The sequence below is a fragment of the Citrobacter sp. CK181 genome, assembly GCF_030333595.1.
GTDB classification, from domain to species: Bacteria; Pseudomonadota; Gammaproteobacteria; order Enterobacterales; family Enterobacteriaceae; genus Citrobacter_B; species Citrobacter_B koseri.
Map to the genome: position 1 here is coordinate 382,790 of NZ_JAOWFN010000006.1, position 22,793 is coordinate 405,582.

Annotated in this window: 20 protein-coding genes; 8 read left to right on the plus strand and 12 right to left on the minus strand. The window is 54.4% G+C overall.

The features are described 5' to 3' along the window. Nucleotides 1-18 precede the first annotated feature (18 nt). Nucleotides 19-765, plus strand: a complete 747-nt coding sequence (locus OGW17_RS02295) for an oligogalacturonate-specific porin KdgM family protein (RefSeq protein WP_047459367.1) — start codon at nucleotides 19-21, stop codon at nucleotides 763-765. Between the two features lie 4 nt (nucleotides 766-769). Here OGW17_RS02295 and OGW17_RS02300 read toward each other — a convergent pair whose 3' ends face one another. Next, nucleotides 770-1,429, minus strand: a complete 660-nt coding sequence (locus tag OGW17_RS02300) for a MurR/RpiR family transcriptional regulator (protein WP_012134352.1) — start codon at nucleotides 1,427-1,429, stop codon at nucleotides 770-772. A gap of 180 nt (nucleotides 1,430-1,609) precedes the next feature. On the opposite strand from OGW17_RS02300, the gene OGW17_RS02305 reads away from it, so the two are divergent. The 6 genes from OGW17_RS02305 (at nucleotide 1,610) to nrdG (ending at nucleotide 11,046) form a co-directional block, all read left to right on the plus strand. Continuing rightward, entirely contained in the window at nucleotides 1,610-3,007 is a 1,398-nt protein-coding gene (locus OGW17_RS02305; RefSeq protein ID WP_012134354.1) for a PTS fructose transporter subunit IIC, read from the plus strand. A 14-nt stretch (nucleotides 3,008-3,021) separates the two neighbouring features. Continuing rightward, the gene (locus tag OGW17_RS02310; protein ID WP_286452138.1) at nucleotides 3,022-5,640 is read left to right on the plus strand and encodes a glycoside hydrolase family 38 N-terminal domain-containing protein; all 2,619 of its coding nucleotides are present in this window, start codon (nucleotides 3,022-3,024) and stop codon (nucleotides 5,638-5,640) included. Then, nucleotides 5,637-7,346 (plus strand): sugar phosphorylase, encoded by a 1,710-nt coding sequence (locus tag OGW17_RS02315; protein WP_071257376.1) that lies wholly within the window; start codon nucleotides 5,637-5,639, stop codon nucleotides 7,344-7,346. Before OGW17_RS02310 ends, OGW17_RS02315 begins: the two co-directional genes overlap by 4 nt. Nucleotide 7,347: 1 nt before the next feature. Then, nucleotides 7,348-7,932 carry a fructose PTS transporter subunit IIA gene (locus OGW17_RS02320; protein ID WP_071257373.1) on the plus strand — a complete coding sequence of 195 codons (585 nt, stop codon included), beginning with the start codon at nucleotides 7,348-7,350 and terminating at the stop codon, nucleotides 7,930-7,932. Nucleotides 7,933-8,336: 404 nt separating this feature from the next. Then, nucleotides 8,337-10,475 carry an anaerobic ribonucleoside-triphosphate reductase gene (nrdD, locus tag OGW17_RS02325; RefSeq protein WP_047459384.1) on the plus strand — a complete coding sequence of 713 codons (2,139 nt, stop codon included), beginning with the start codon at nucleotides 8,337-8,339 and terminating at the stop codon, nucleotides 10,473-10,475. A 106-nt stretch (nucleotides 10,476-10,581) separates the two neighbouring features. Next, a complete protein-coding gene (nrdG, locus tag OGW17_RS02330) occupies nucleotides 10,582-11,046 on the plus strand; it encodes an anaerobic ribonucleoside-triphosphate reductase-activating protein (protein ID WP_071257371.1) in 465 nt (154 codons plus the stop codon). Nucleotides 11,047-11,143: 97 nt separating this feature from the next. On the opposite strand, the gene OGW17_RS02335 is transcribed toward nrdG, so the two are convergent. From OGW17_RS02335 to pmbA, 10 genes are all read right to left on the minus strand, one after another. Next, nucleotides 11,144-13,054 (minus strand): BglG family transcription antiterminator, encoded by a 1,911-nt coding sequence (locus OGW17_RS02335; protein WP_058668474.1) that lies wholly within the window; start codon nucleotides 13,052-13,054, stop codon nucleotides 11,144-11,146. A gap of 22 nt (nucleotides 13,055-13,076) precedes the next feature. Continuing rightward, nucleotides 13,077-13,817 carry a 2-dehydro-3-deoxy-phosphogluconate aldolase gene (gene dagF / locus OGW17_RS02340; RefSeq protein WP_047459393.1) on the minus strand — a complete coding sequence of 247 codons (741 nt, stop codon included), beginning with the start codon at nucleotides 13,815-13,817 and terminating at the stop codon, nucleotides 13,077-13,079. Further along, nucleotides 13,814-14,932 carry a DgaE family pyridoxal phosphate-dependent ammonia lyase gene (locus OGW17_RS02345; protein ID WP_071257369.1) on the minus strand — a complete coding sequence of 373 codons (1,119 nt, stop codon included), beginning with the start codon at nucleotides 14,930-14,932 and terminating at the stop codon, nucleotides 13,814-13,816. The genes dagF and OGW17_RS02345 overlap by 4 nt, the downstream gene beginning before the upstream one ends. Next, a complete protein-coding gene (locus OGW17_RS02350; RefSeq protein ID WP_071257367.1) occupies nucleotides 14,916-16,049 on the minus strand; it encodes an amidohydrolase/deacetylase family metallohydrolase in 1,134 nt (377 codons plus the stop codon). The genes OGW17_RS02345 and OGW17_RS02350 overlap by 17 nt, the downstream gene beginning before the upstream one ends. A gap of 58 nt (nucleotides 16,050-16,107) precedes the next feature. After that, complete coding sequence (locus tag OGW17_RS02355) at nucleotides 16,108-16,752, minus strand: DUF4310 family protein (RefSeq protein WP_012134365.1); 645 nt, start codon at nucleotides 16,750-16,752, stop codon at nucleotides 16,108-16,110. Nucleotides 16,753-16,766: 14 nt separating this feature from the next. Next, nucleotides 16,767-17,543, minus strand: a complete 777-nt coding sequence (locus tag OGW17_RS02360; RefSeq protein ID WP_012134366.1) for a DUF4311 domain-containing protein — start codon at nucleotides 17,541-17,543, stop codon at nucleotides 16,767-16,769. Nucleotides 17,544-17,565: 22 nt separating this feature from the next. After that, nucleotides 17,566-17,865 carry a DUF4312 family protein gene (locus OGW17_RS02365; protein ID WP_012134367.1) on the minus strand — a complete coding sequence of 100 codons (300 nt, stop codon included), beginning with the start codon at nucleotides 17,863-17,865 and terminating at the stop codon, nucleotides 17,566-17,568. 2 nt (nucleotides 17,866-17,867) lie between these two features. After that, nucleotides 17,868-18,230, minus strand: a complete 363-nt coding sequence (locus OGW17_RS02370; RefSeq protein WP_012134368.1) for an SFCGS family glycine-rich protein — start codon at nucleotides 18,228-18,230, stop codon at nucleotides 17,868-17,870. Between the two features lie 10 nt (nucleotides 18,231-18,240). Then, entirely contained in the window at nucleotides 18,241-18,561 is a 321-nt protein-coding gene (locus OGW17_RS02375) for a glycine dehydrogenase (RefSeq protein ID WP_012134369.1), read from the minus strand. Between the two features lie 393 nt (nucleotides 18,562-18,954). Further along, on the minus strand, nucleotides 18,955-20,307 hold the full coding sequence (gene pmbA / locus OGW17_RS02380) for a metalloprotease PmbA (protein ID WP_071257364.1): 1,353 nt from the start codon (nucleotides 20,305-20,307) through the stop codon (nucleotides 18,955-18,957). 95 nt (nucleotides 20,308-20,402) lie between these two features. Between pmbA and yjgA the strand changes: the two genes are divergently transcribed. Further along, complete coding sequence (gene yjgA / locus OGW17_RS02385) at nucleotides 20,403-20,954, plus strand: ribosome biogenesis factor YjgA (RefSeq protein ID WP_012134373.1); 552 nt, start codon at nucleotides 20,403-20,405, stop codon at nucleotides 20,952-20,954. A gap of 326 nt (nucleotides 20,955-21,280) precedes the next feature. Here the strand turns inward: yjgA and mpl are convergent, their stop codons facing one another. Next, entirely contained in the window at nucleotides 21,281-22,654 is a 1,374-nt protein-coding gene (gene mpl, locus OGW17_RS02390; protein ID WP_024130777.1) for a UDP-N-acetylmuramate:L-alanyl-gamma-D-glutamyl-meso-diaminopimelate ligase, read from the minus strand. Between the last annotated feature and the right edge of the window lie 139 nt (nucleotides 22,655-22,793).

The following is a 22,793-nucleotide window of genomic DNA, read 5'->3' on the forward strand; positions in this document are numbered from 1 at the left end:
TATAACCGGCAGGATATCATGAATAAACCTCTTATTAAGTTAAGTTTACTTTCAGCTTTACTCATTAGCAGCCAGGGATGGTGCGGTAATACCTCTGTTGATTTGCGTTTTGGTCATAATACCAATTCAGAAGCTAATGATTCCAGAATTAAAGTCATGCACCAGGCCGACAATGGTTTTTATTTCTCCGTTGAAGCTGCGCAAAACCATAACGATACGTTTTTTGGCGATACCGATCGCTACAGTTCCGATGATAAAGGCGTGACCGAAGCGGCCCAGGAAATAGAAACTCGCTGGCGCTTTGATTTAGGTGACGGTTACTCGGTCGCACCGGGGATGGTCACCGTATTTACGTCCAGTAATACCCATTATCGCCCTTTTATTCAGGGCTGGAAATCCTTCGATAATGGCCTTAACCTTTCTGCCCGTTATCGTTACAACACGGTGAACGATGCGCACAGCGACAGAGAGTTAGACGGCAGCGGTTATACACGTCGTGAATCTCATCAGTTCGATATATGGTTTGCCTACAATATTGGTAACTTTGGCATGTCTTATAACCCCCGTTTCCGCTATCAGGATGGCGTCGATCAGGGGACGGGCGACGATACTTACTGGGAACATACCCTCGCGTTCAACTACAAACTGGACGATGGCTGGACGCCGTACGTCGAGCTGGTCTCTCTTGATAAAACCTATATCAATGACGACGGTCATCATGAAAATGATTACGCCGTACGTCTTGGTATCGTAAAACAGCTTTAACGCGCTATGCCGCATCGTATTGCAGCAGATAACATCCGATGCGGTCTACTACCGTCAGCAGTTCCAGCTGGCCTTCTCGTTGATATAACGAGATTGCGTCAATATCAATATCCAGAGGCCAGCATAATGTTGAAATCGTCGCTAACGTGGATTCTCGTTTTGTAATCGCAATGATTTTTAATCCCTTACGTAACGCGTTTCGCGCCATTTCGACTAACGACGCCGTTTCACCCGATTTGCTGATCAACACCAGCGTACCTTTAGAGACTCGCGTCAGCTGATGAACATCATTGAGAATGAGGTGCGGCAAGCTCGCCAGCGACAAAAAACGCGACAAATAATTCAGGCTGGTCAATGACGCGCCGCGCGCATATAAGAAGATATGGCTGGAATTAACCAGTATGTTGCACAGTTGTGTAATGGTCTCTTCTTTTTCATCACCAACAACATATCTTACGGGTTCGGCTATTAACCTGTCGCGAGAAAACTGATACCGTAGCTCGGTATAGCTCCGGTATCCCATTTTTTTACACACCCGATTAACGGATGTTGTAGTGGTGAATGTTTCGCTCGCAATCACCTTAGCTGAAATACCCGATATTTCATGAGCATGACACTGAATATACTCAAATATTAATCTTTCACTACCCTGAAAGGAATTCATAAAACCCACCCTTAACCTACGAATATAATATATTCTATCAATATCGTATTTATAACACTGGAATGCGAATCACACTCTATTCAACAGGTATGGCGATACGCAATTAGTACCATCAAACCTTTTATTGCCTTTTTTATTTCTCTTTATAATTTCTGCAATTCTATTGTTAGGGGTTTTACAATGACAAGGCAAAAAGTCGTCGCGATAACGGCATGCCCGACCGGCATCGCTCATACCTTTATGGCTGCCAACAAAATTGCAGCGTGGGGAGAAGAAAATAACGTCATCGTCAAAGTGGAAACACAAGGAAGCGATGGCGTCAAAAACAAGCTTTCCCGACAAGATATTGCCAGCGCAGATGCCGTCATTCTGGCAATCGATGTTCCCATCCAGGACGCTGAACGATTCGATAACGTTCCTCATCTCAAAATACGCACTCAGGAACTGATCAAAAACACCGATCGTTACCTACGTCAGGCGCTGGCGATGGATAAAACCGTAACGGCCGCGTGTGAAGAACAGGAAGAGGCTCGCTCCGCCTGGCAGACCTTCATCGGCCATATTATGGCGGCGATCAGCTATATGCTCCCGGTCGTCGTCCTCGGTGGATTACTGATGGCGGTCGCCAAAATAACCGGGCAGTTTATTCCAATTGCCGGTACGCCGTTCGAGGTGCTGGATAAACTGGGCTTTATGGTGATCAAGTTCATGTACCCGGTTTTTGCCATGTACCTCGCGTTCTCTATTGCCGGTAAACCTGCGCTGATCCCCGGACTTATCGGCGGCATTATGTCCGACGAGGTCTATAAACGCTTTTTTGATCTCGACGGTTTTATGCCCTCAGGCTTCTTCGGCGCCATCGCCATCGGCTTTTTTGTCGGTCATCTGGTGCAGTGGCTCAACAATACCATTAACGTTCGCGCCCAACTTACCACCATTAAAACGATGCTTATCGTGCCGCTGTGTACCGGCATTACGCTCGTCATCGTTATGCAGTACCTGATCAACCCCTTCTTTGGCGCAATCAACCAGGCGATGGTCGAGTTTTTCACCTCCGCTGGCGACACCGGGCGCGGTTTTTACGCCATGATGATCGCCGCAGGGACGGCCTTCGACCTCGGCGGCCCCATCAATAAAGCCGCTGGTTCGGTGGCACTGGGGCTTAACGGCGTCAGCGAAACCTTCGATTTAACCGCCAGAGAGCTGGCGATCGTCATTCCATCTATCGGCGTCGGCCTGGCGGCGTTGCTGAATAACCGTTTTGGCCTGCCCAACGTGTTTAGCAGCGAAGAAAAAACCGTCGGCGGTACGTCTTTACTGCTGGGATTCATTGGCATTTCAGAAGGCGCCATTCCTTTCATCCTGAAAAATCCACGCCTGATTCCGGTCTTTATGGTCGGCGCGATGTCCGGCGCGCTTATTGCTATCGCACTCGGCGTGAAGCAATCGCTGCCGTTGCCTGCCATCTGGGGATGGCCGCTGGCGACAAATGTCACAGGGTATCTGATCAGCGTGTTTGCCGGTTCTCTTGTATGCGCGCTGGGCGTGCTCTTCGCCAGCCCTAAGATCGCCAAATAATTCAGGAAGTAGAAATGAGCAACATTCACGTCATCGCCCATACGCACTGGGATCAGGAATGGTATTTCACCTTGCAGGATAGCAATATTCTCGCGTCCTGGAATTTTGCGGATGTGATCCGAACCCTGGAACAGAACCCTGCGTATACCTGTTACCACTTCGACGGCCAAACGGCTGTCGTGGAAGATTTCCTGGCCGTCAATCCTCAATACTGCGAGCGGCTGAAACAGCTGGTCGCTGACAGACGGCTTTTTATCGGCCCGTGGTACACCCAGACGGATACGTATAATGTTCATGGCGAATCCATCATTCGCAACCTGAAATACGGGATACTTTCCGCGCGTAAACTGGGCCATGCCATGATGGTCGGCTATTTACCCGATACGTTCGGCCATAACAGCCAGCTCCCGACCCTGCTTCGCGGGTGTAACCTTGATAACATCGTTTTCTGGCTGGGCATCAACCATGATACGCAGGTTGAAAAGAGTCAGTTCATCTGGCAAGCGCCATCCGGCGCGCAGGTTATCGCTTGCGCCATGCCCTTCGGCTATGGCGCGGCAAAAAATATTCGTGCAGACGACGCGCATCTGCACGACAAAATATTCCCAATCGTTAACCACATCCGCCAACGCTCCGGCCTGAACGATCTGCTCCTGCCCTGCGGCGGCGACCAGGTCAATATTGATCCCCATCTGCCGGAGATACTGCGTATCGCCAGCGCATGTTCCCCTGAGGGAGATCGTTTTCAGATCTCCTCTCTGGAAGCGTACATTGACCACCTTCGACAACAGGCATCAGGATATGATCGCTGGCAAGGGGAATTAAAATCTCCCCGCTATACCCGCATTCATAAAACAATCGGTTCAGTACGTTACGACATCAAAAAGAAGAATTATGACGTTGAACAGTTCCTGTTAGGCAAGCTCGAACCCACCATTGCGCTGGCGCGTTATCAGGGCATTGAAGTCAACGTGCAATGGGTTGACCAGATATGGAAAAACCTTCTGCGTAATCATGCGCATGATTCCATCGGCGGGTGTAACAGCGATGCCACCAATCGCGATATTCTCCATCGCCTTGAGCAAACGGAACAGCTTAGCCATAGCCTGTGGAATCTGGTCGTAAAAGAACTGGCGACCGCCAGTTGTGAAGAGGGCGATCTTTTCGTCATCAACCCCAGCGCCACCGCCTGGTCGGGCATTATCAAAGCCACATTATATAGCCGTACGGCCGGTATTGAACTCAGCCATCATGCGCGTCCTCTTCCGTTCAGCGTTCTCGAACGCACGCAGGTCTCCGGCGGGCGCACGGTTCAGGTTACTGTGCAGGGCGAAAAAGAGGTCGAACTTCCGCCTTATTACCGCTGGCAGGTCGCTATTGACGCGCCAGCGTTACCGCCGCTGGGTTATACCCACATTCAGGTGCAGGAATCGTCACGCATCGCGCCTGCAATGCGCAACTGCGCTGAAAGCGCCATTGAAAACAACGATTACCGGCTGGTGCTGCATGCCGGTTCGCTGTCGCTTCATGATAAGCGCAACGGCCGGGTAATATCCGACCTGCTGGCCTTTGAAGACTGTGCGGATGCGGGCGATAGCTATGACTTTTCGCCGCTGGAGGGCGATGTTCCGCAGCGCTGCCACACATTTACGCTTATTGACTGCGAGAAAGGCCCGCACATTGAACGGATGACGCTAAGCGCCACGCTGATGCTGCCCCCTTCGCTGGCGGAGCGAGCGGCGCAGGATGTTCAGCCCTACCCTGTACGCCTTGTCTGCGAGCTTCGCCAGCATGACGCTCAGCTTTTTATCGACGTTTCGCTGGAAAACACCGTCTGCGATCACCGCCTGCGCTTACTCATCAACAGCGACATTCGCACCACGGAATCCATCGCCTCTCAGCCCTTTGCCGTCATCCGGCGTCCTGTTGCCGAGGCGCCAGCCGACTGGCGTCAGCACTATCGGGAAAAGCCGATCGATATTGAAACCAGCGAGGGCATTATCGCCATCGAGGAAAACAACCGCTCGCTCATCATCAATAGCCTGGGCATGAAAGAGTTTCAGATATGCCAGAACGGGACGGCGCAGATAGCGTTAACGTTGTTTAAATCAACGGGAGTCCTGGGACGTGACGATCTTGACTGGCGACCCGGACGCGCTTCCGGCATTAATAATACCGTCGTCAACACGCCCGACGCGCAACTGCTTAAACCGCTGCATTTCAGCCTGACGCTGGCGCTTGCCGATCGGGCCGACCCTATGACGTTAAGGCATCTTGAAACCCGCGTGACGCGCCAGCCATTCACCTGGCAAAATCAGACGTTGAACACGCTGGACAACCGCCTGGAGCGTTTTACGCTCAATTTTGTTTCGCGCTCGCTGCCGGAAACATTCAGCCTGCTGACGCTTCCCGAACCGCTGATGCTTTCCGCAATACCCCATGCCCATACGGTAGACGGAACAATCATTCGCATTTTCAATGCCGGAGAGCACCCGGTGCCGCTCCCGCCTTCGCTAAGAAATATTCCGCAGATCAATTATCTGGAAGAACCTGTCGCAGATTGCGCCACCATTTTGCCTTGCAGTACGTGTGATTTTCTTTTTACTCATCAGGAGCGTAACGAAAAAGTATGAGCCAGAACGCCCATCATACCTTCATCAAAAACACGTTAGCTCAGCTTTATCCCCATGCGGATCGGTACGCGCTGGCGGCGAAAATCGAGCAACTCTGTCAACGCTGGAAGCTACGGGAGAAAACCGCCGCGCCTTTGGATCAGAGCCGGGTGTGGATGATAGCTTACGGCGACAGTATCCATAGCGGGGACGCAAACGCTCTTGCCTGTCTGCATCAGTTTTCGACACGCTGGCTTAAAGGCGTCATCAGCGACATTCACCTGCTGCCCATGTTCCCGTGGACATCTGATGATGGCTTCAGCGTTAAAGATTATCGCCACATTGCGCCAGAGTTAGGCCAGTGGTCAGACATTGCAGCGCTGGCAGGCGATTTTAATCTGATGTTTGATTTCGTGATTAACCATATCTCTCAGCAAAGCCGCTGGTTCCAGGGCTATTTACACGGCGAACCGCGTTATCAGCACTACTTTATTAGCGCCGACCCTGACGATGACTATCATCTTGTCACGCGTCCACGCGCCCTTCCCCTGCTTACGCCATTCAAGCGCAAAACGGGGGAAACCGTACATATCTGGACGACATTCAGCGCCGATCAGATCGATCTGAATTTCCGTGAACCTGACGTGTTACTGGAAAGTATCGACATCCTGCTGGAATACGCAGCGCGCGGCGCGCGCGCAATCAGGCTCGATGCGATCGGTTTTTTGTGGAAAGAGCGAAACAGCACCTGTATTCACCTGCCGCAGACGCATCTGATCGTTAAACTCTGGCGCGCCATTCTGGATGCGACCTGGCCTGACTGCCTGTTGATTACGGAAACCAACGTCCCGCATCAGGAAAATATCAGCTACTTCGGCAACGGCGATGAAGCTCACATGGTGTATCAGTTCCCCTTGCCGCCGCTGACGCTCCATGCCTTTTTACGCGGTAACGCACGCTGGTTACGCCAGTGGGCGCAACGTCTGGAACAGGATGCGCTTCCCGACAAGACGACCTTTTTTAATTTCCTCGCCAGCCACGACGGCATCGGGCTGCGTCCCGTGGAAAATCTCCTTTGCGCAGAAGAGCGGCAGTTTCTGATAAGCGAGGTAGAACGCAAGCAGGGGCGTATTTCATGGAAAACCAACCCTGACGGCAGCCAGTCGCCGTATGAACTTAACATCAACTTTCTGAGCGCATTGAGCGAGCCAGGGGAAAGTCCCGACGACCAGCTCGCCAGATTCACCGCCGCGCACGCCATCCTCTTTATGCTGCGGGGCGTGCCTGCGATCTATTATCACAGCCTCTTCGGCAGTGAAAATGACAACGCCGGGCTGCTCGAATCGGGCATAAATCGCCGCATTAACCGGGAAAAACTGGACGCTGCCACGCTCCATGAGCAGTTGCTCTCGCCGGAAACGAGACAATCCCGAATCTACTCGTCTCTGGCGAAGTTAGCGCGTATACGCCAGCAGCATCCCGCATTTTCTCCGTTCGCCTCGCAGCGCGTTCCTGAATTGCCTGACGCGCTCTTTGGCGTCGTTCGCCAGCATCCTACAGAAGGCGAAACGCTGTACTGCGTCGTGAACGTCACAGGAATATCACAATCACTTTCACTGCCTGTCACAGGAACAGATCTGCTGACGGGCGCAGCATTCAACGGCGCTTGCGAGCTTTCCGGCTGGCAAACGGTATGGATTCTCGCTGATACGCAACTGGAGGCATAACATGGAGTTGTCCGCGCTTACGCATTCTGAACTGATTTTTATCGATCCGCCGCACCGCACTCCTGAAGCGGTGATCGGGGAGATGTCCGCCGCCCTGTTCAGGCAGGGCCTGATCAACGACAAGGCGATGTTTATTGATAGCGTCCTGCGCCGTGAAAGCGAAGGGCCCACGGCGTTGGGAGAGTCGCTGGCTGTCCCACATGGGAAATGCGGATCGGTTGTCCAGGCCGCATTTAGCGTCGCCCTGTTTCGCCAGCCCGTCATGTGGCCGGGTCTTGAGGGGGACGAGGAGGTTCAGTTGGTATTTCTGCTGGCGATTCCCCCAGAAGAAGCAGGCAGTACGCATATGCAATTATTAACCCGACTAACCTCGTCTCTGGTGGACGATAAAGTGCGTGAATCACTCATCAACGCCGCCTCTGCCGAAGAGGTGCTTGCGCTGCTCTCGCCAGATGCGCCTTCAGTTTCGCCAGAACCCGCCATTGCGGTGAAAAACACCCGGCTTGTCCCCCTGGTTTTGGGGATCGTCGCTGTTGCTGCATTTATCAATGCGGGTATTCACTGGATGAACGCAACAGCGCAATAACCCCTCCTGCGTCAAACCGGCCGTTTCTTTTCGCGCCGGTTTGACGAACGCCTGGCTTAACGCCCGAATTTTGTTGAATTTTTACGCAATTTTTAAGTCCAAAAATTTACATTAAGCGCAAGCGCCCGCCATTCGTACTCTTAAATTTTTACTTTGTTCTGAATCAATAAAATCGTAAACATCTTTGATGCAAATCACTACATATAGAACTTAAAATGCAACCCGACCCAATATGTTGTATTAATCGACTACAATTGCTACAAACACAACACGACGCCATAACGGTGATGTTGTGGATAACGTGGGTCGGGATTGCGGGAAGTCGTTGGATAGAGAGATGAATAAACCCACGCAGACTTCCTCAGCCTCTGTGGATAACCTGTTCTTATAAATATGGAGTGATCATGACACCGCATGTGATGAAACGAGATGGCTGTAAAGTGCCGTTTAAATCAGAGCGCATCAAGGAAGCCATTCTGCGTGCAGCTAAAGCAGCGGGAGTCGATGACGCAGATTACTGCGCCACCGTCGCAGAAGTCGTTAGTAACCAGATGAATGAGCGCAGCCAGGTTGATATCAACGAGATCCAGACAGCCGTTGAGAACCAGCTGATGTCCGGGCCGTACAAACAACTCGCTCGCGCTTACATTGAATACCGCCATGACCGTGATATTCAACGTGAAAAACGTGGCCGTCTGAACCAGGAAATTCGTGGTCTGGTTGAGCAAACCAACTCCGCGCTGCTGAACGAAAACGCCAACAAAGACAGTAAAGTGATCCCGACCCAGCGCGACCTGCTGGCCGGTATCGTGGCGAAACACTACGCCCGTCAGCATCTGCTGCCGCGTGATGTGGTGCAGGCGCACGAGCGCGGCGACATTCACTATCACGATCTCGACTATTCTCCGTTCTTCCCGATGTTCAACTGTATGCTGATCGATCTGAAAGGCATGCTGACGCAGGGCTTTAAGATGGGGAATGCGGAAATCGAACCGCCGAAATCCATCTCCACCGCCACGGCCGTAACCGCGCAAATCATCGCACAGGTCGCCAGCCATATTTATGGCGGCACCACCATCAACCGTATTGATGAAGTGCTGGCGCCGTTTGTTACCGCCAGCTTCAATAAACACCGTAAGACCGCCGAAGAGTGGCAGATCCCGGACGCTGACGGCTACGCGCACGCCCGTACCGAGAAAGAGTGCTATGACGCTTTCCAGTCTCTGGAATACGAAGTGAATACGCTGCACACCGCCAACGGACAGACGCCGTTCGTCACCTTTGGTTTTGGCCTCGGCACCAGCTGGGAATCGCGCCTGATTCAGCAATCCATCCTGCGTAACCGTATCGCAGGTCTGGGTAAGAACCGTAAAACCGCTGTGTTCCCGAAACTGGTGTTTGCGATTCGCGACGGTCTGAACCACAAGTTTGGCGATCCAAACTACGACATCAAACAGCTGGCGCTGGAGTGCGCAAGCAAACGCATGTATCCAGACATCCTGAACTACGATCAGGTGGTGAAAGTGACCGGTTCGTTCAAAACGCCAATGGGCTGTCGCAGCTTCCTCGGCGTCTGGGAAAATGAGAACGGCGAACAGGTTCACGATGGCCGCAACAACCTGGGCGTCATCAGCCTCAACCTGCCGCGTATCGCGCTGGAAGCCGGTGGCAATGAAGCAACGTTCTGGAAGCTACTGGACGATCGCCTGGTGCTGGCGCGTAAGGCGCTGATGACCCGTATCGCCCGTCTGGAAGGCGTGAAAGCCCGCGTTGCGCCAATCCTTTATATGGAAGGCGCCTGTGGTGTCCGCCTGAAAGCTGACGATGACGTTTCCGAGATTTTCAAAAACGGCCGCGCGTCCATTTCTCTGGGCTATATCGGTATTCACGAAACCATCAACGCGCTGTTTGGCGACAAACATCTGTACGACAGCGAAGCGCTGCGCGCTAAAGGTATCGCCATTGTCGAACGCCTGCGTCAGGCAGTGGATCAGTGGAAAGACGAAACCGGCTATGGCTTCAGCCTGTACAGCACGCCGAGCGAGAACCTGTGCGACCGTTTCTGCCGTCTGGATACCGCTGAGTTTGGCGTCGTGCCGGGCGTGACCGATAAAGGCTACTACACCAACAGCTTCCACCTCGACGTGGAGAAGAAGGTGAACCCGTACGATAAAATCGATTTCGAAGCGCCGTATCCGCCGCTGGCGAGCGGTGGCTTCATTTGCTACGGCGAATACCCGAACATTCAGCACAACCTGAAAGCGCTGGAAGACGTCTGGGATTACAGCTATCAGCACGTGCCGTATTACGGAACCAACACGCCAATCGATGAGTGTTACGAGTGCGGCTTTACCGGCGAGTTCGAGTGCACCAGCAAAGGGTTTACCTGCCCGAAATGCGGTAACCACGACGCCGCGCGTGTTTCAGTCACCCGCCGCGTATGCGGTTATTTAGGCAGCCCGGATGCGCGTCCGTTTAACGCCGGTAAGCAGGAAGAAGTGAAGCGCCGCGTTAAGCATTTAGGCAATGGGCAGATCGGTTAATCCGCTGTCACGTTAATGCCCGGTGGCGCTACGCTTACCGGGCCTACGGACTGCACTCTTACTGTAGGCCGGGTAAGCGTAGCGCCACCCGGCGTGGTTACAGACTATGAACTTTCACCAGTACTACCCCGTCGACATCGTCAACGGCCCCGGCACGCGCTGTACTCTTTTTGTTTCCGGGTGCGTACATGAATGCCCTGGGTGTTACAACAAAAGCACCTGGCGGCTCAATTCGGGTAAACCGTTTACGAAAGAGATGGAAGACCAGATCATTAACGATCTGAACGACGCGCGGATTAAACGCCAGGGGATCTCACTGTCTGGCGGCGATCCGCTGCATCCCCAAAACGTACCGGACATTCTGAAACTGGTGCAACGCATTCGCGAAGAGTGCCCCGGCAAAGACATCTGGGTATGGACGGGTTATAAGCTGGATGAACTCAACGCCGCGCAAATGCAGGTTGTGGATCTGATTAACGTGCTGGTCGACGGTAAATTCGTACAGGATCTTAAAGACCCGATGCTGATCTGGCGCGGCAGCAGTAACCAGGTCGTCCATCATTTACGTTGATCGCACTCTTTAACGCCGTTTCTCTGCTTCAGGATAAACAAATGTAATGCGTTATAGCATTACATTTGCATTAACATTCATTTCTGGAAAACGCCTCTCAAAAACGGCTCACGCACTCCATCGCTACCGCTTTGAACTCGGCAAAATTCTGGCTGGCGCAGAGTCGCGTCATGGCGCGCTCACGCAGGAAAGTGACAAAAATATCGTAGATCGCCATTGCTTCTTCATACTCGCTTTTACTGATGGCGAGTAAAAAGATGACGTGCGCCGTCTCATCTCCCCAGACGATGCCCTGCGGCGCGAGCACGGTATAGACCACCGTTTTCTTCGCCAGCAATCCCAGGGCGTGCGGCAGGGCGATGCTGTCGCCTAACATCGTGCTGACAATGGCCTCACGCTCAACCACCGAGTCGAGAAACTCCGCATCCACAAACCCCTCGCTTTGCAGCTGATCGCACAATGTCTTAAACAGCGTCTGCTGATCCATTGCACCGTCGATAATGCGAAAGTGAGCGGCGTCGAAGTATTTGTTCAGCATCCACGGGCGGGTTCTGTCCACCAGCACCAGCTTGCCGATCTGCTCCAGCTGGTAGTCGGTAGGGAATGGCGCAATCATGACCACCGGCTTATCTTTTTCGCTGACGCGCGCGGTAGAGATGACAAAATCTTCGGCAATGCTGTCCCGCTGCTCATAGTCACGCAGAGTCAGGGTTCTCACGATCTCAATCTGCGGATATTTCCGCGCCAGCACCGCTTCGATCATGCGTACCATCGCATTTCCCGCGTCACATACCAGCAGGATTTTAGGCTGCCGTTGGTAACCGATGTTGTAACTACGCTCCAGCCCAACGCCGATATGCAATACCAGAAAACCAATCTCGTTTTCGCTGATGGTATATGGCGTGTATTTTCCCCAACCCGACACGGCCGCCAGCGTCATATCCCACGCCATAGGGTAGTGCTGCTTAATGTTTTCCAGTAGCGGATTGGGGATCATTATCTGATAGCGCACCCGCGTGATCATCGTTTTGATGTGGGTGAGCAGGTCGGCGTGTAACTGTTTGTCATTCAACAGGTTATAGTTGTACTGCGTGTTGATAAAACGGAGGATATAGTTAACCAGCGCTTCATCGTCATCGGCATTGATGGCGCTGGGAGCAATCTCCTGCACCTGCCGTGCGGCAATGTGTACCTTCAGCCAGTTCTCTTCAGACGCCGACAGCGGTTTATCCGCCAGGTGTTGCAGCACCGCCGCAATATCCCGCGCCGCGAAGCAGACGTTGTCCTCCACCTCTTCCGTGGTAAATTCTGACAGCGGATACCCTTCGCTGATGCGCCGTACCGCGACGGCGCAATACAGGCGTAAAAACAGCTCGCCTTCATCTGTCAGACGGATACGAAAACGGGTAAATATTTCCTGCAAAATCGGCTGCAATTGCTCCGGTACGCCCGCGTTAAGCGCTTCTTCCACAATCAACGGGTTCGCCGGGTCCTGCTGCGCCAGCGTCCACAGGAGATCGGTCAGACACGCGCGGATCGCCATTTCGCTGCCGAACAATTTCATGCCGTGGCGCGGGCGGGTTTCCAGCGTCAGATGATAGCGGCGCAGCCACTCGCGAACTTCCGCCATATCATTTTGCAGCGTCGCACGGCTGACGAACCACTCATCCGCCAGATCTTCCAGTTTGAGCGAGAAAGCGGACGTCAGGAAACGAACCACCAGATAGTGCACCCGTTCCTGGCTGGTTCGCGGGATGCGCAGCGTACTCGGCTGCTGCTCCCGCAGGGTTTGATAGCGGGTCGGATCGTCAATTCGGAGCTGATAACCGTTGCCCCGGCTCAGAACAAACTGCGCGCCATACTGCGTCAGCAACGCATTCAACGCAGTAATGTCCGCCCGCACGGTGCGCGTGGAAACCGACAACCGCTGCGCCAGCTCATCCTGCGGCAGCGTCTCGTTTTGCAACATATCAAACAGCTGTGCCAAACGTTGGTTGGGGAATCGCACGTCACTTACCTCACTCTTGCTATTAACCTACGCACGTCCGGGTAATGGCCAACAGCTGGCGTACATCGTCTGGACGGGTGTTGCCACTCACCTTATCAATAATCGAACTATAAATGTGAGGAATGATTTTGCTGACGCCGGCATCAAGCGCAATCTGCAAAATCTCGCCAAAGTTTTCCAGATCGATACCGCCAGTCGGCTCCAGCCAGAAGTCGTGACGGGCGCAGGCTTCCGCTACCGCTTTGTACTCATCACGGCATTTCAGGCCGCCCATCGGGAAGTATTTAATCGAGCTGCCGCCCATGTCTTTCAGCAGGGCAATCGCCGTCTCAACGGGAACAATGCCGTCCGGCGTTTTGCTGCTCAGCGGGCCGGTAGAAATTTTCACTCTGCCCGGCGTCCCCGTCGGGGAGACCAGACCGTTAACGACCGTTTCACTCTGCCCCAGCAGCGCGCGGCTGGTCGCCACGCCGGTAAAGACCTGATTAACGTGCTGCGGCTGCACCTGACGAGAGATTTCGCTCACCATCGCCGACTGGTTCGGATCGCCAGCCCCCAGGCCAACAGAGAGGGCATTGTCGATAAGCGCCGCATATTCGCGCATATCCGCCACCGCGCTGTCGACATCCGGGTAATTTTTGGAGAGCACGCCGACCAGCACATGGCCTTCCGCCGCCGCATAAATCTCACGGGCGTTCTCTTTGGAACCCGCCAGAACGTTCAGACAAACGCGGTCACGGTAAAAGTTAGGGGTCAGTTTCATGCTTTTTTCTCCTGATTAATCACGTCGCGAATGCGGCGTGCCACAATCTCCAGTTGCACCTGATTTACGCTGCGGACATCCGCCTCAATAATGCCTTCGTTAGCTTTGTAGCCACGGAAATAGATGGCGTACTCACCCTGTTTGAGGGCTTCCACCAGATCGCCGGTGGCAATGCCGGTCACGGCCTCATCGAATTTAATTTCCGTTCGCGCGATATCGCGTCCGGCGCTGTCCCACACCACGCGGGCGCTCACGCCATTAAGCGCATTCAGCGCATCAATAAACGGCGTCATTTTTTCGACCATCTCCGCGCCGCTCTCTTTCTGCGCGTTCAGGTAGAGTTCGATGGCGCAGGTCAGCCCGAGGATGCCCTCTTTGCCGACTTTCATGGCGCGGCCAATGCCCGCCGTCTGGCGTTTCACCCACTCGACGTACTGAGTTTTACCGATCACCAGACCGCTGGTCGGCCCTTCAATCGCTTTCGCGCCGCTGTAGATCACCAGATCCGCGCCGACGCGGTAGTAACACTGCAAATCCTCTTCTGCCGCCGCATCCACAATCAACGGTAAATTGTGCGTACGCGCGACTACCGCCGCCTGCTCTACGCTGAGCATGCTTTTCTGCACGCAGTGGTGAGATTTGATATAGAGGATCGCCGCCGTGCGCGGAGTGATCGCCGCCGCAAGCTGCGCTGCGGAACATTCGTTGGCATAACCGGCTTCGACCAGCTTACCGCCGCCCAGCGCCACCATCGTGCCAACCGGCGCGCCAAAGTTAACGTTGTGCCCTTTCGGCAATACAATTTCGTTATTCTCGATTGGAGTAACATGCAGGTTTTCCAGCAGCCAGTCGCTGTCCTGAACCAGTACCGCCGCTACCGACTGGGCAATCCCCGCCGAGGCGCAGGAGACGACCGTCGCCCCTTCCACATCCAGCAGTTTTGCAATGTACTCCCCGGTTTTATTGACCAGATCTTTCATCTCAAAGTACTGGTTCATGCCATCCATTGCCGCCTGCACCACTTCCGGGCGCGGGGTGGAAACACCGAGCGCGGTCATGCGCCCTGATGTATTAATCACTTGTTTCAGATTGTATTTTTCATAAATCGAAGTCACGTTCAGCACTCCCTTGTTCGGTTACATAGCCCTTACCCGCACGGATGGCGGCAAGCGGCACCAGCAATTTTTCAGCCTGTAAGCTGTCGTTTTCAGCGTCCACCAGCACGGTTGGCTGGCGCCTGAGCGTAAAGAGGGTCAAGTCGGCGTCCAGACCTGGCTCAAGGCGGCCTTTGCTTTTCAGGTTCAGGCCATCAGCAGCATTTGCCGTCACACAGTCGATGACCTGCGACAGCGTCATGCCGATGGCGAGGAATTTCGACATCACGTTGGCAAGCGAATAAACCGGGCCATTGATGCGGTTACGACAGTAGATATCCGAGCTGATGGTGTGCGGCAAAATGCCTAAGCTAATCGCGCGCTGCGCGACCGCAAAGCTCAGGCTGGCAGTGCCGTGACCAACGTCCAGGCGCACGCCGCGCTGTAGCGCCCGGGTGATTGACGCGCGCAGCTCACCGTCCGGCGTCAGAATGCGATTAGGTTTGCCGTTATAGCAGTGAGTGATGATATCGCCCGCCGTCAGACGCTCAGCGATCTCATCCAGATCCGGCGGGTTGTTGCCGATGTGTACCATCAACGGCAGATCGCCGTTCTCTTTCTGCATCGCTTTGGCGCATTCCAGCGGCGTAATGCCGTTTTCACCCACCACGCTGCTGCTCATTCGCGCCTTCAGGCCCACAATGAAATTCGGATGGCGTTTCACCGCCTGTTTCACGGCGTCCGCATCGACATTGGCCATATTCGCCAGTTCGTTTTGTGCGATCAGTCCTACGCGGGAGATATTCAGCAACGCATAAACTTCAGTGGCCGCTTCACGGGTCAGCGTGTAGAAATCATCAATGTCGTCTGCGCCGGTACTGCCCGCATCAACAACGGTGGTGACGCCTGTCGCAATACCGACGCTGTCCGGCTCATCGTGATAAATCGGGGATTTCGGATAGCAGTGGACGTGGGAATCAATCCACCCTGCGCTAACGTAATACTCGCCGCGCAGATCGACGGTTTTCGCCGCCGGTTGCTGGATATTGCCCAGCGCGGCAATTTTGCCGTCCTTCAGGGCGATATCACTCACCGTATCGTCAACCAGACGCGCACGGCGCAGGAGTAAATCATACATCGCTCTCTCCTTTGCCGGATGGCGGCGTAACCGCCTTATCCGGCCTACAAATCAACAGTTAGCTAATGGCAATCGGGAAGATCGAACCTAAAATCATGGCGCCGAGGATCGCGCCGCCGGTGATCGGCTTCTGCCAGAGATAGAACAGCAACGCCCCCAGCAAAGAACCCACGCCGATTGGAATCGAGGCGGTCATCGCGCTGAGGATGATCAGCGGCCCCAGGAAGCGGCCTGACGCATTACCCGCCCCCATCATCACGTCCGCCCCGTAGGTGGAGTCGCTCTGATTGATGGTGAACTTACGCGCCAGAATGATGACGTAGCCAATTGCCAGACCAATCACCAGACCGGTGATTAACGAGGCGACAAAGTTAGCGACCGGGAAAACGATCCCTGCGCCCAGCAGCAGCGCCGGAACCCCAAGACCGACGCCGGTCTGGATCGCCCCGCCGATGTCCAGAATCCCCACCAGCGACCCTTCGATAATGCGGGCAAACAGGAAGCTTGCGCCAAACGCGGCCACCGCACCGTAAACGCCGGTGTCCATCCCCGCTTTCAGCATTGCCACAAAGGCCACTTCGTTAAACGCGCCGATACCGTACAGGTAGTACATATGCGTCCCGGCAAAAACGCCGGATGAGAGCAAGCCTACAAAGATCGGGAACGACCAGTCGGCATACCAAAAACCTTTATTCTGTTCCATTATGATGGCCTCCGTTATTTGCCGCTGAGCGAGCCGTGGATCAGTTCGAGCCAGTTCGGCACGGTCATATTGAAGGATTCGATCATCTTCATGTCGAAGCCGCGGAAGAAGCCGCTCAGGACAAACAGCGCCACAATGGCGACCATCATCACTTTGGTGACGTGGTTCCAGCCGCTCTCTTCAACGCCTTTGCCGATCAGAATACCCAGCACCAGACCCGGAACGGCGTTACCCATGATCAGCTGCGCCGCGCCGCCAAACACGGTGGCCCAGAAGCCTGATTTTTTCCCGGCGTCGATCGCCGCCAGCCAGAAAATAACCGGCATCACGGTATTCACCAGCAGGTTAGCCGCAGGCACCAATACCTTAACGGCGGTGACCTGCAACGCTTCCGGTACGGAAGAGGCGGTAAGGTTGAGGAAGGTCACGACAATCATGCCGATGATGCCGCAGGCAATCGCCATTTTCTTCGGATCGTGCAGCGTCTCGCCGACATTGCGGTTTTTGATCATCAGCGCTGCCGCGCCCCAGTTCGGGATGATGCGGTGATCGACATCCTGCGTGAACGAACCCGCCGCAACGGATGAAGCCCAGGCGTTGAAGAAGAAGCCCAGACCGAAGGAGAAGTGAGAAGCCGGGTCCCCTTCACAGGAGTTCAGTTCCCCCAATGTACGAAACGCGCCCATACCCTGTGTAGTCGGCGCATGAAACATGCGTGCAGCCCCGGCGCCCACACCGACGCCGACCAGGCCACCAATGATGAGCGATTTTATTAATATTATCAGGAACATATTTATGCCTTTTAATAAAGAATCAGCGTTGCGCGACGAAGTCCACCTTGTCGAGATTGATGGCAGTCACGTTGACGGTCACTTCCAGCTCCACGCTGTAGGTGCGTCTTTCCCGGCGCAAAAAGACAAATAAAAACGCTTCTTTGCGCACCGTTTCACGCGCTTGAACAACCTGCACATCCTGTGGCTCAATACGCAATAAAATATGCGGCGATGCTTTCATCACCGCGCCCTGAACGTGGTTCAGGGCATCAGCAAAGGCGCGCGCTTTGGCTTCGCCTTTACCAGTGACTCTCACCGTAGTGGTGAATTGTTCTTTCATACTTAAGCGCCGTATTTCTTCTGCCACGCCTGAACCAGACGCTCGCCAAGTTCTTCTTTATCCATAAAGCCGAACCCCAGCACGTTGCAGCCTTCGTTGATAGCCGTGACGCCTTCATCCACAGAGCGCATCCCGTATTTGGCTTTGTAGCCATACTTGTTTTGCGCCGTGATGGCGCCCGCGCCGCCGCTACCGCAAAAAGAGATGCCAAAGGTAGCGTTTTCCGCTTTCATCACGTCGCCCAGCTTCATATCCGCCGCCACGCCCGGCACCACCACCGCACGACCACCGGCTTTTTCCACACCTGCCGCCACTTTCTGGCCCTTACCCAGACGATCGCCAATTACGACTGTAATCTGTTCCATTTTTTGCTCCTTAAAGGTTGTCTTTCGCGACTTCGAAATGTACTGACAGCAGCCAGGCTTCTTCCTCTGGAAGGTTGCCAAACGCCGCCACGATGTCGCGGGCAAGTGCCATTGATTCGGCTGAAATTTCATCAAATAAACTGGCATCCACTTCCGGCAAAGGCTCGCCGGTCACTGACCGGTGCGCCATGGCGCGAACATGAGACGTCAGCATTTGTTCCTGTACGGCGTTGGGAATGATGTGATGTTCGCTGAGTAAGGCATACACCTGCGCCAGCATGCGATCGGCCAGTTCACCGATCTCCGTCACCTGCTCCCCCATGTCGTTCATTACTGCTCCGTTATTCACTCGTCTTACCCCGTTAATGGCTCTGGGTTAAAACTAACGGCAGGGGTTAAAAGTTTGTAGCGAGTTGTTTTCCACTTCGAAGTGGAAAGGCGAGTGGCGACAGTGATCTGTTCCACAGAAAAGGGGGATTTGGCGATTTATCGCTGAAAAACTGTGACATACGTCGCAAGGAAAGGCGGAAAAACCGATGAGAAAAAGCACATTCGCGCGATCGCCGAATGTGAAAAAGTGTGACGGGAATAGGGATTACTTATGGCCCAAGGGAAATGCCGGATGACGACGCGATGCGTCTTATCCGGCCTACATCGCTAATTCAAGTTACAGGGCAAGAACGACAAAGACGCGCTCGTCCTGCAACCTGAAAACAAACGAGTGTTACTGCCCGGCGATTTTCATCTCCGGTAACAGCACGGAACCACACTGTATATTGCTACGCGTTTCAATATCGTTACCGACGGTCACGATATCGCGCCACATCTCTTTTAGGTTACCGGCGATGGTAATTTCGCTGACCGGATACTGGATCTCGCCGTTCTCAACCCAGAAACCGGCCGCGCCACGGGAGTAGTCGCCAGTAATGCCGCTCACTCCCTGACCCATGAGTTCGGTGACGACCAGACCGGTGCCCATCTCTTTGAGCAGTTGTTCAAAGCTCAGCCCCTGCCCGGCAATGCGCCAGTTATGGATGCCGCCCGCGTGCCCGGTGCTTTTCAGCCCCAGTTTGCGCGCGGAATAGTTGGTCAGCAGCCACTGGGTCAGCACGCCGTCTTTCACAATGTCGCGACGCTCTGTGCGCACACCTTCGCTGTCGAATGGCGAAGAGGCCAGCCCTTTCAGCAGATGCGGGTGTTCTTCGATGGTCAGCCATTCCGGCAGAATTTGTTTGCCCAGCGAGTCGAGCAGGAAGGTCGATTTACGGTATACCGAGCCGCCCGCAATCGCGCCGACCAGATGACCAAACAACCCGGTCGCCACTTCATTCGCGAAAATCACCGGCGCTTTCATGGTCGAGAGTTTGCGCGGTGCCAGGCGAGATAACGTACGGCGCGCGCACTCGGCGCCCACCCATTCCGGCGTTTGCAGATCGCCTAACGCACGGCCAATGGTGTAGGCGTAATCACGCTCCATGTCGCCCTTTTCTTCGGCGATGACACAGCTTGAGAGCGAATGGCGCGTGGAGCAATACCCCTGCAACATGCCGTGGCTGTTGCCGAACACTTTGATGCCGTAATGGCTGTTAAAGCTGCCGCCTTCGGTGTTGGTGATACGTTTATCCGCCTGTAACGACGCCTGTTCCGCGCGAGCAGCCAGATCAATGGCTTCATCCGGGGTTACTTCCGCCGGGTGGAACAGATCGAGATCCGGCGCCTCAAAGGCCAGCAGATCTTTATCTGCCACGCCCGCGCACGGGTCCGGCGAGGTATAGCGAGCAATATCCAGCGCCGCCTGTACGGTACGGGCAATCGCCTGCGGGCTTAAATCGGTGGATGACGCGCTGCCTTTACGGTTCTGGTGATAAACGGTGATCCCCAGCGCGCCGTCACTATTAAATTCTACGTTCTCCACTTCACCATAACGGGTGCTGACGCTGATGCCGGTGGTCTTGCTGACAGAGACTTCCGCGCCGTCTGATTTGCCTGAGGCGAGCTCCAGGGCTGTCGAGACCGCTTCTTCCAGAATCTTACGCTGCGCTTCAACTTGTGAGATTACTTTCATCGCAAATGCCATACTGTAGAGAGAGTTTCTCTGAAGTCTAACAGAGAACCGTTTTTCAGTGCGCATCTTAACTGGTAACATTAGCCTCTTTTTTTAAGGAGCCTGACATGACAAAGCAGCCCGAAGACTGGCTCGACGACGTTCCCGGTGATGACATCGAAGACGAAGACGATGAAATTATCTGGGTCAGCAAAAGTGAAATTAAACGCGATGCCGAGGAGTTAAAACGCCTGGGCGCGGAAATTGTGGATCTGGGGAAAAACGCGCTGGATAAGATCCCGCTTGATGCGGATCTGCGCGCCGCCATTGAGCTGGCCCAGCGTATTAAGATGGAAGGCCGCCGCCGTCAGTTGCAGCTGATCGGTAAGATGCTGCGTCAACGCGACGTTGAACCTATTCGTCAGGCGCTGGATAAGCTGAAAAACCGCCACAACCAGCAGGTGGTGCTGTTCCATAAGCTTGAGCAACTGCGCGATCGCCTGATCGTTGAAGGTGATGATGCGGTGGAAGAAGTGCTGAGCCTGTGGCCGAATGCCGACCGTCAACAGCTTCGCTCGCTGATCCGCAACGCGAAGAAAGAGAAAGAAGGCAATAAGCCGCCGAAGTCGGCGCGGCAGATCTTCCAGTATCTGCGTGAGCTGGCGGAAAACGAAGAGTAATGCGTACGTGAGTTAAGTGTGCCGGATGGCGACGCAAAACGTCTTATCCGGCCTACAGCCTGGTGTATTTGGTATTTGCCGGATGGCGACGCAACGCGTCTTATCCGGCCTACACAGCCTGGTGTATTTGGTATTGCCGGATGGCGACGCAACGCGTCTTATCCGGCCTACACAGCCTGGTGTATTTGGTATTGCCGGATGGCGACGCAACGCGTCTTATCCGGCCTACAGCCTGGTGCATTTGGTATTGCCGGATGGCGACGCAATGTGTCCTATCCGGCCTACAGTTTGTAGGCCCGGTAAGCGCAGCGCCACCGGGCATATGATTACTCCGCAGCCTCTGCCTTTTTCGCCAGGCCATCCAACAGTTTTTGATGGATGCCGCCGAACCCGCCGTTGCTCATCACCAGAATATGATCGCCAGGCTGCGCGGTTTTCACCACCATGTCGGCCAGCGCGTCCACATCTCCGCTCCAGTGCGCAGGCTGAACACAGGCATCCGCGACTTCCGCCACCTGCCACGGAATATGCTGCGGTTGCAACAAGAACACTTCATCCGCACGCCCTAACGACGGAGCCAGATCGTCTTTGCAAAGACCCATCTTCATGGTGTTGGAGCGCGGTTCCAGCACCGCAAGAATACGTGCCGTACCGCCCACTTTACTGCGCAACGCCGCAAGCGTCGCCAGAATCGCCGTCGGGTGGTGAGCGAAATCGTCATACACCGTCACACCGTTGGCTTCACCGCGCAGCTCCAGACGACGACGGGCGTTGATGAACGATCCCAACGCGTTAGCCGCATCCGCAGGCATCACGCCAACATGACGAGCGGCGGCAATCGCCATCAGCCCGTTATTCATATTGTGTTCACCGACCAGCGACCACTTCACTTCACCGGCTTTTTCACCGTCCAGCCACACTTCCCAAACGGATGCATCCGCGTTCAGTTTCTTCGCCTGCCAGTGCCCCTGCTCGCCCACCAGCTCCTGCTCGCTCCAGCAGCCCATCGCGATCGTCTGCTTCAGGTTGATGTCGTGTTCCGGGAAAATAATGCGCCCTTGCCCCGGCACGATGCGCACCAGGTGGTGGAACTGCTTCTGAATCGCTTTCAGATCGTCAAAGATGTCCGCATGGTCGAACTCAAGGTTGTTGAGGATCAGCGTGCGCGGGCAGTAGTGCACAAACTTGGAACGCTTATCGAAGAACGCGCAGTCGTACTCATCCGCCTCAATGACGAAGAAGTGACTTTCCCCCAGACGGGCAGAAACGTCGAAATTACCCGGAACGCCGCCAATCACAAAGCCCGGCTGATAACCGCAGGCTTCCAGAATCCAGGTCGCCATGCCTGCCGTGGTGGTTTTACCGTGCGTACCGGCTACGGCCAGCACCCAGCGATCGCGCAGAACAAAGTCATGCAGCCACTGCGGGCCGGACATATACGGAATGTTCTTTTCCAGCACCGCTTCAACACACGGATTTCCACGGGTCATAGCGTTGCCGATGATCACCAGGTCTGGCTGTGGGTCGAGCTGGCTGGCGTCGTAACCCTGAATTAAATCAATGCCCTGCTTCTCAAGCAGGGTGCTCATCGGCGGATACACATTGGCGTCCGAACCCGTTACTTCATGACCGAGCGAGCGCGCCAGCATCGCCAGACCGCCCATGAAAGTGCCACAAATTCCCAAAATATGAATGCGCATACGTCACTACCCTTTTTTAATCTGGGGGCCATTTTACGCACATGTCAGGCAAGTGAGAAACGCATTTCAGGATATTCCGTACTTTGCTGGCGCGATTCACCTGAGCGCGGCCGCTGAAATATTTGTTAAGATTGTTACG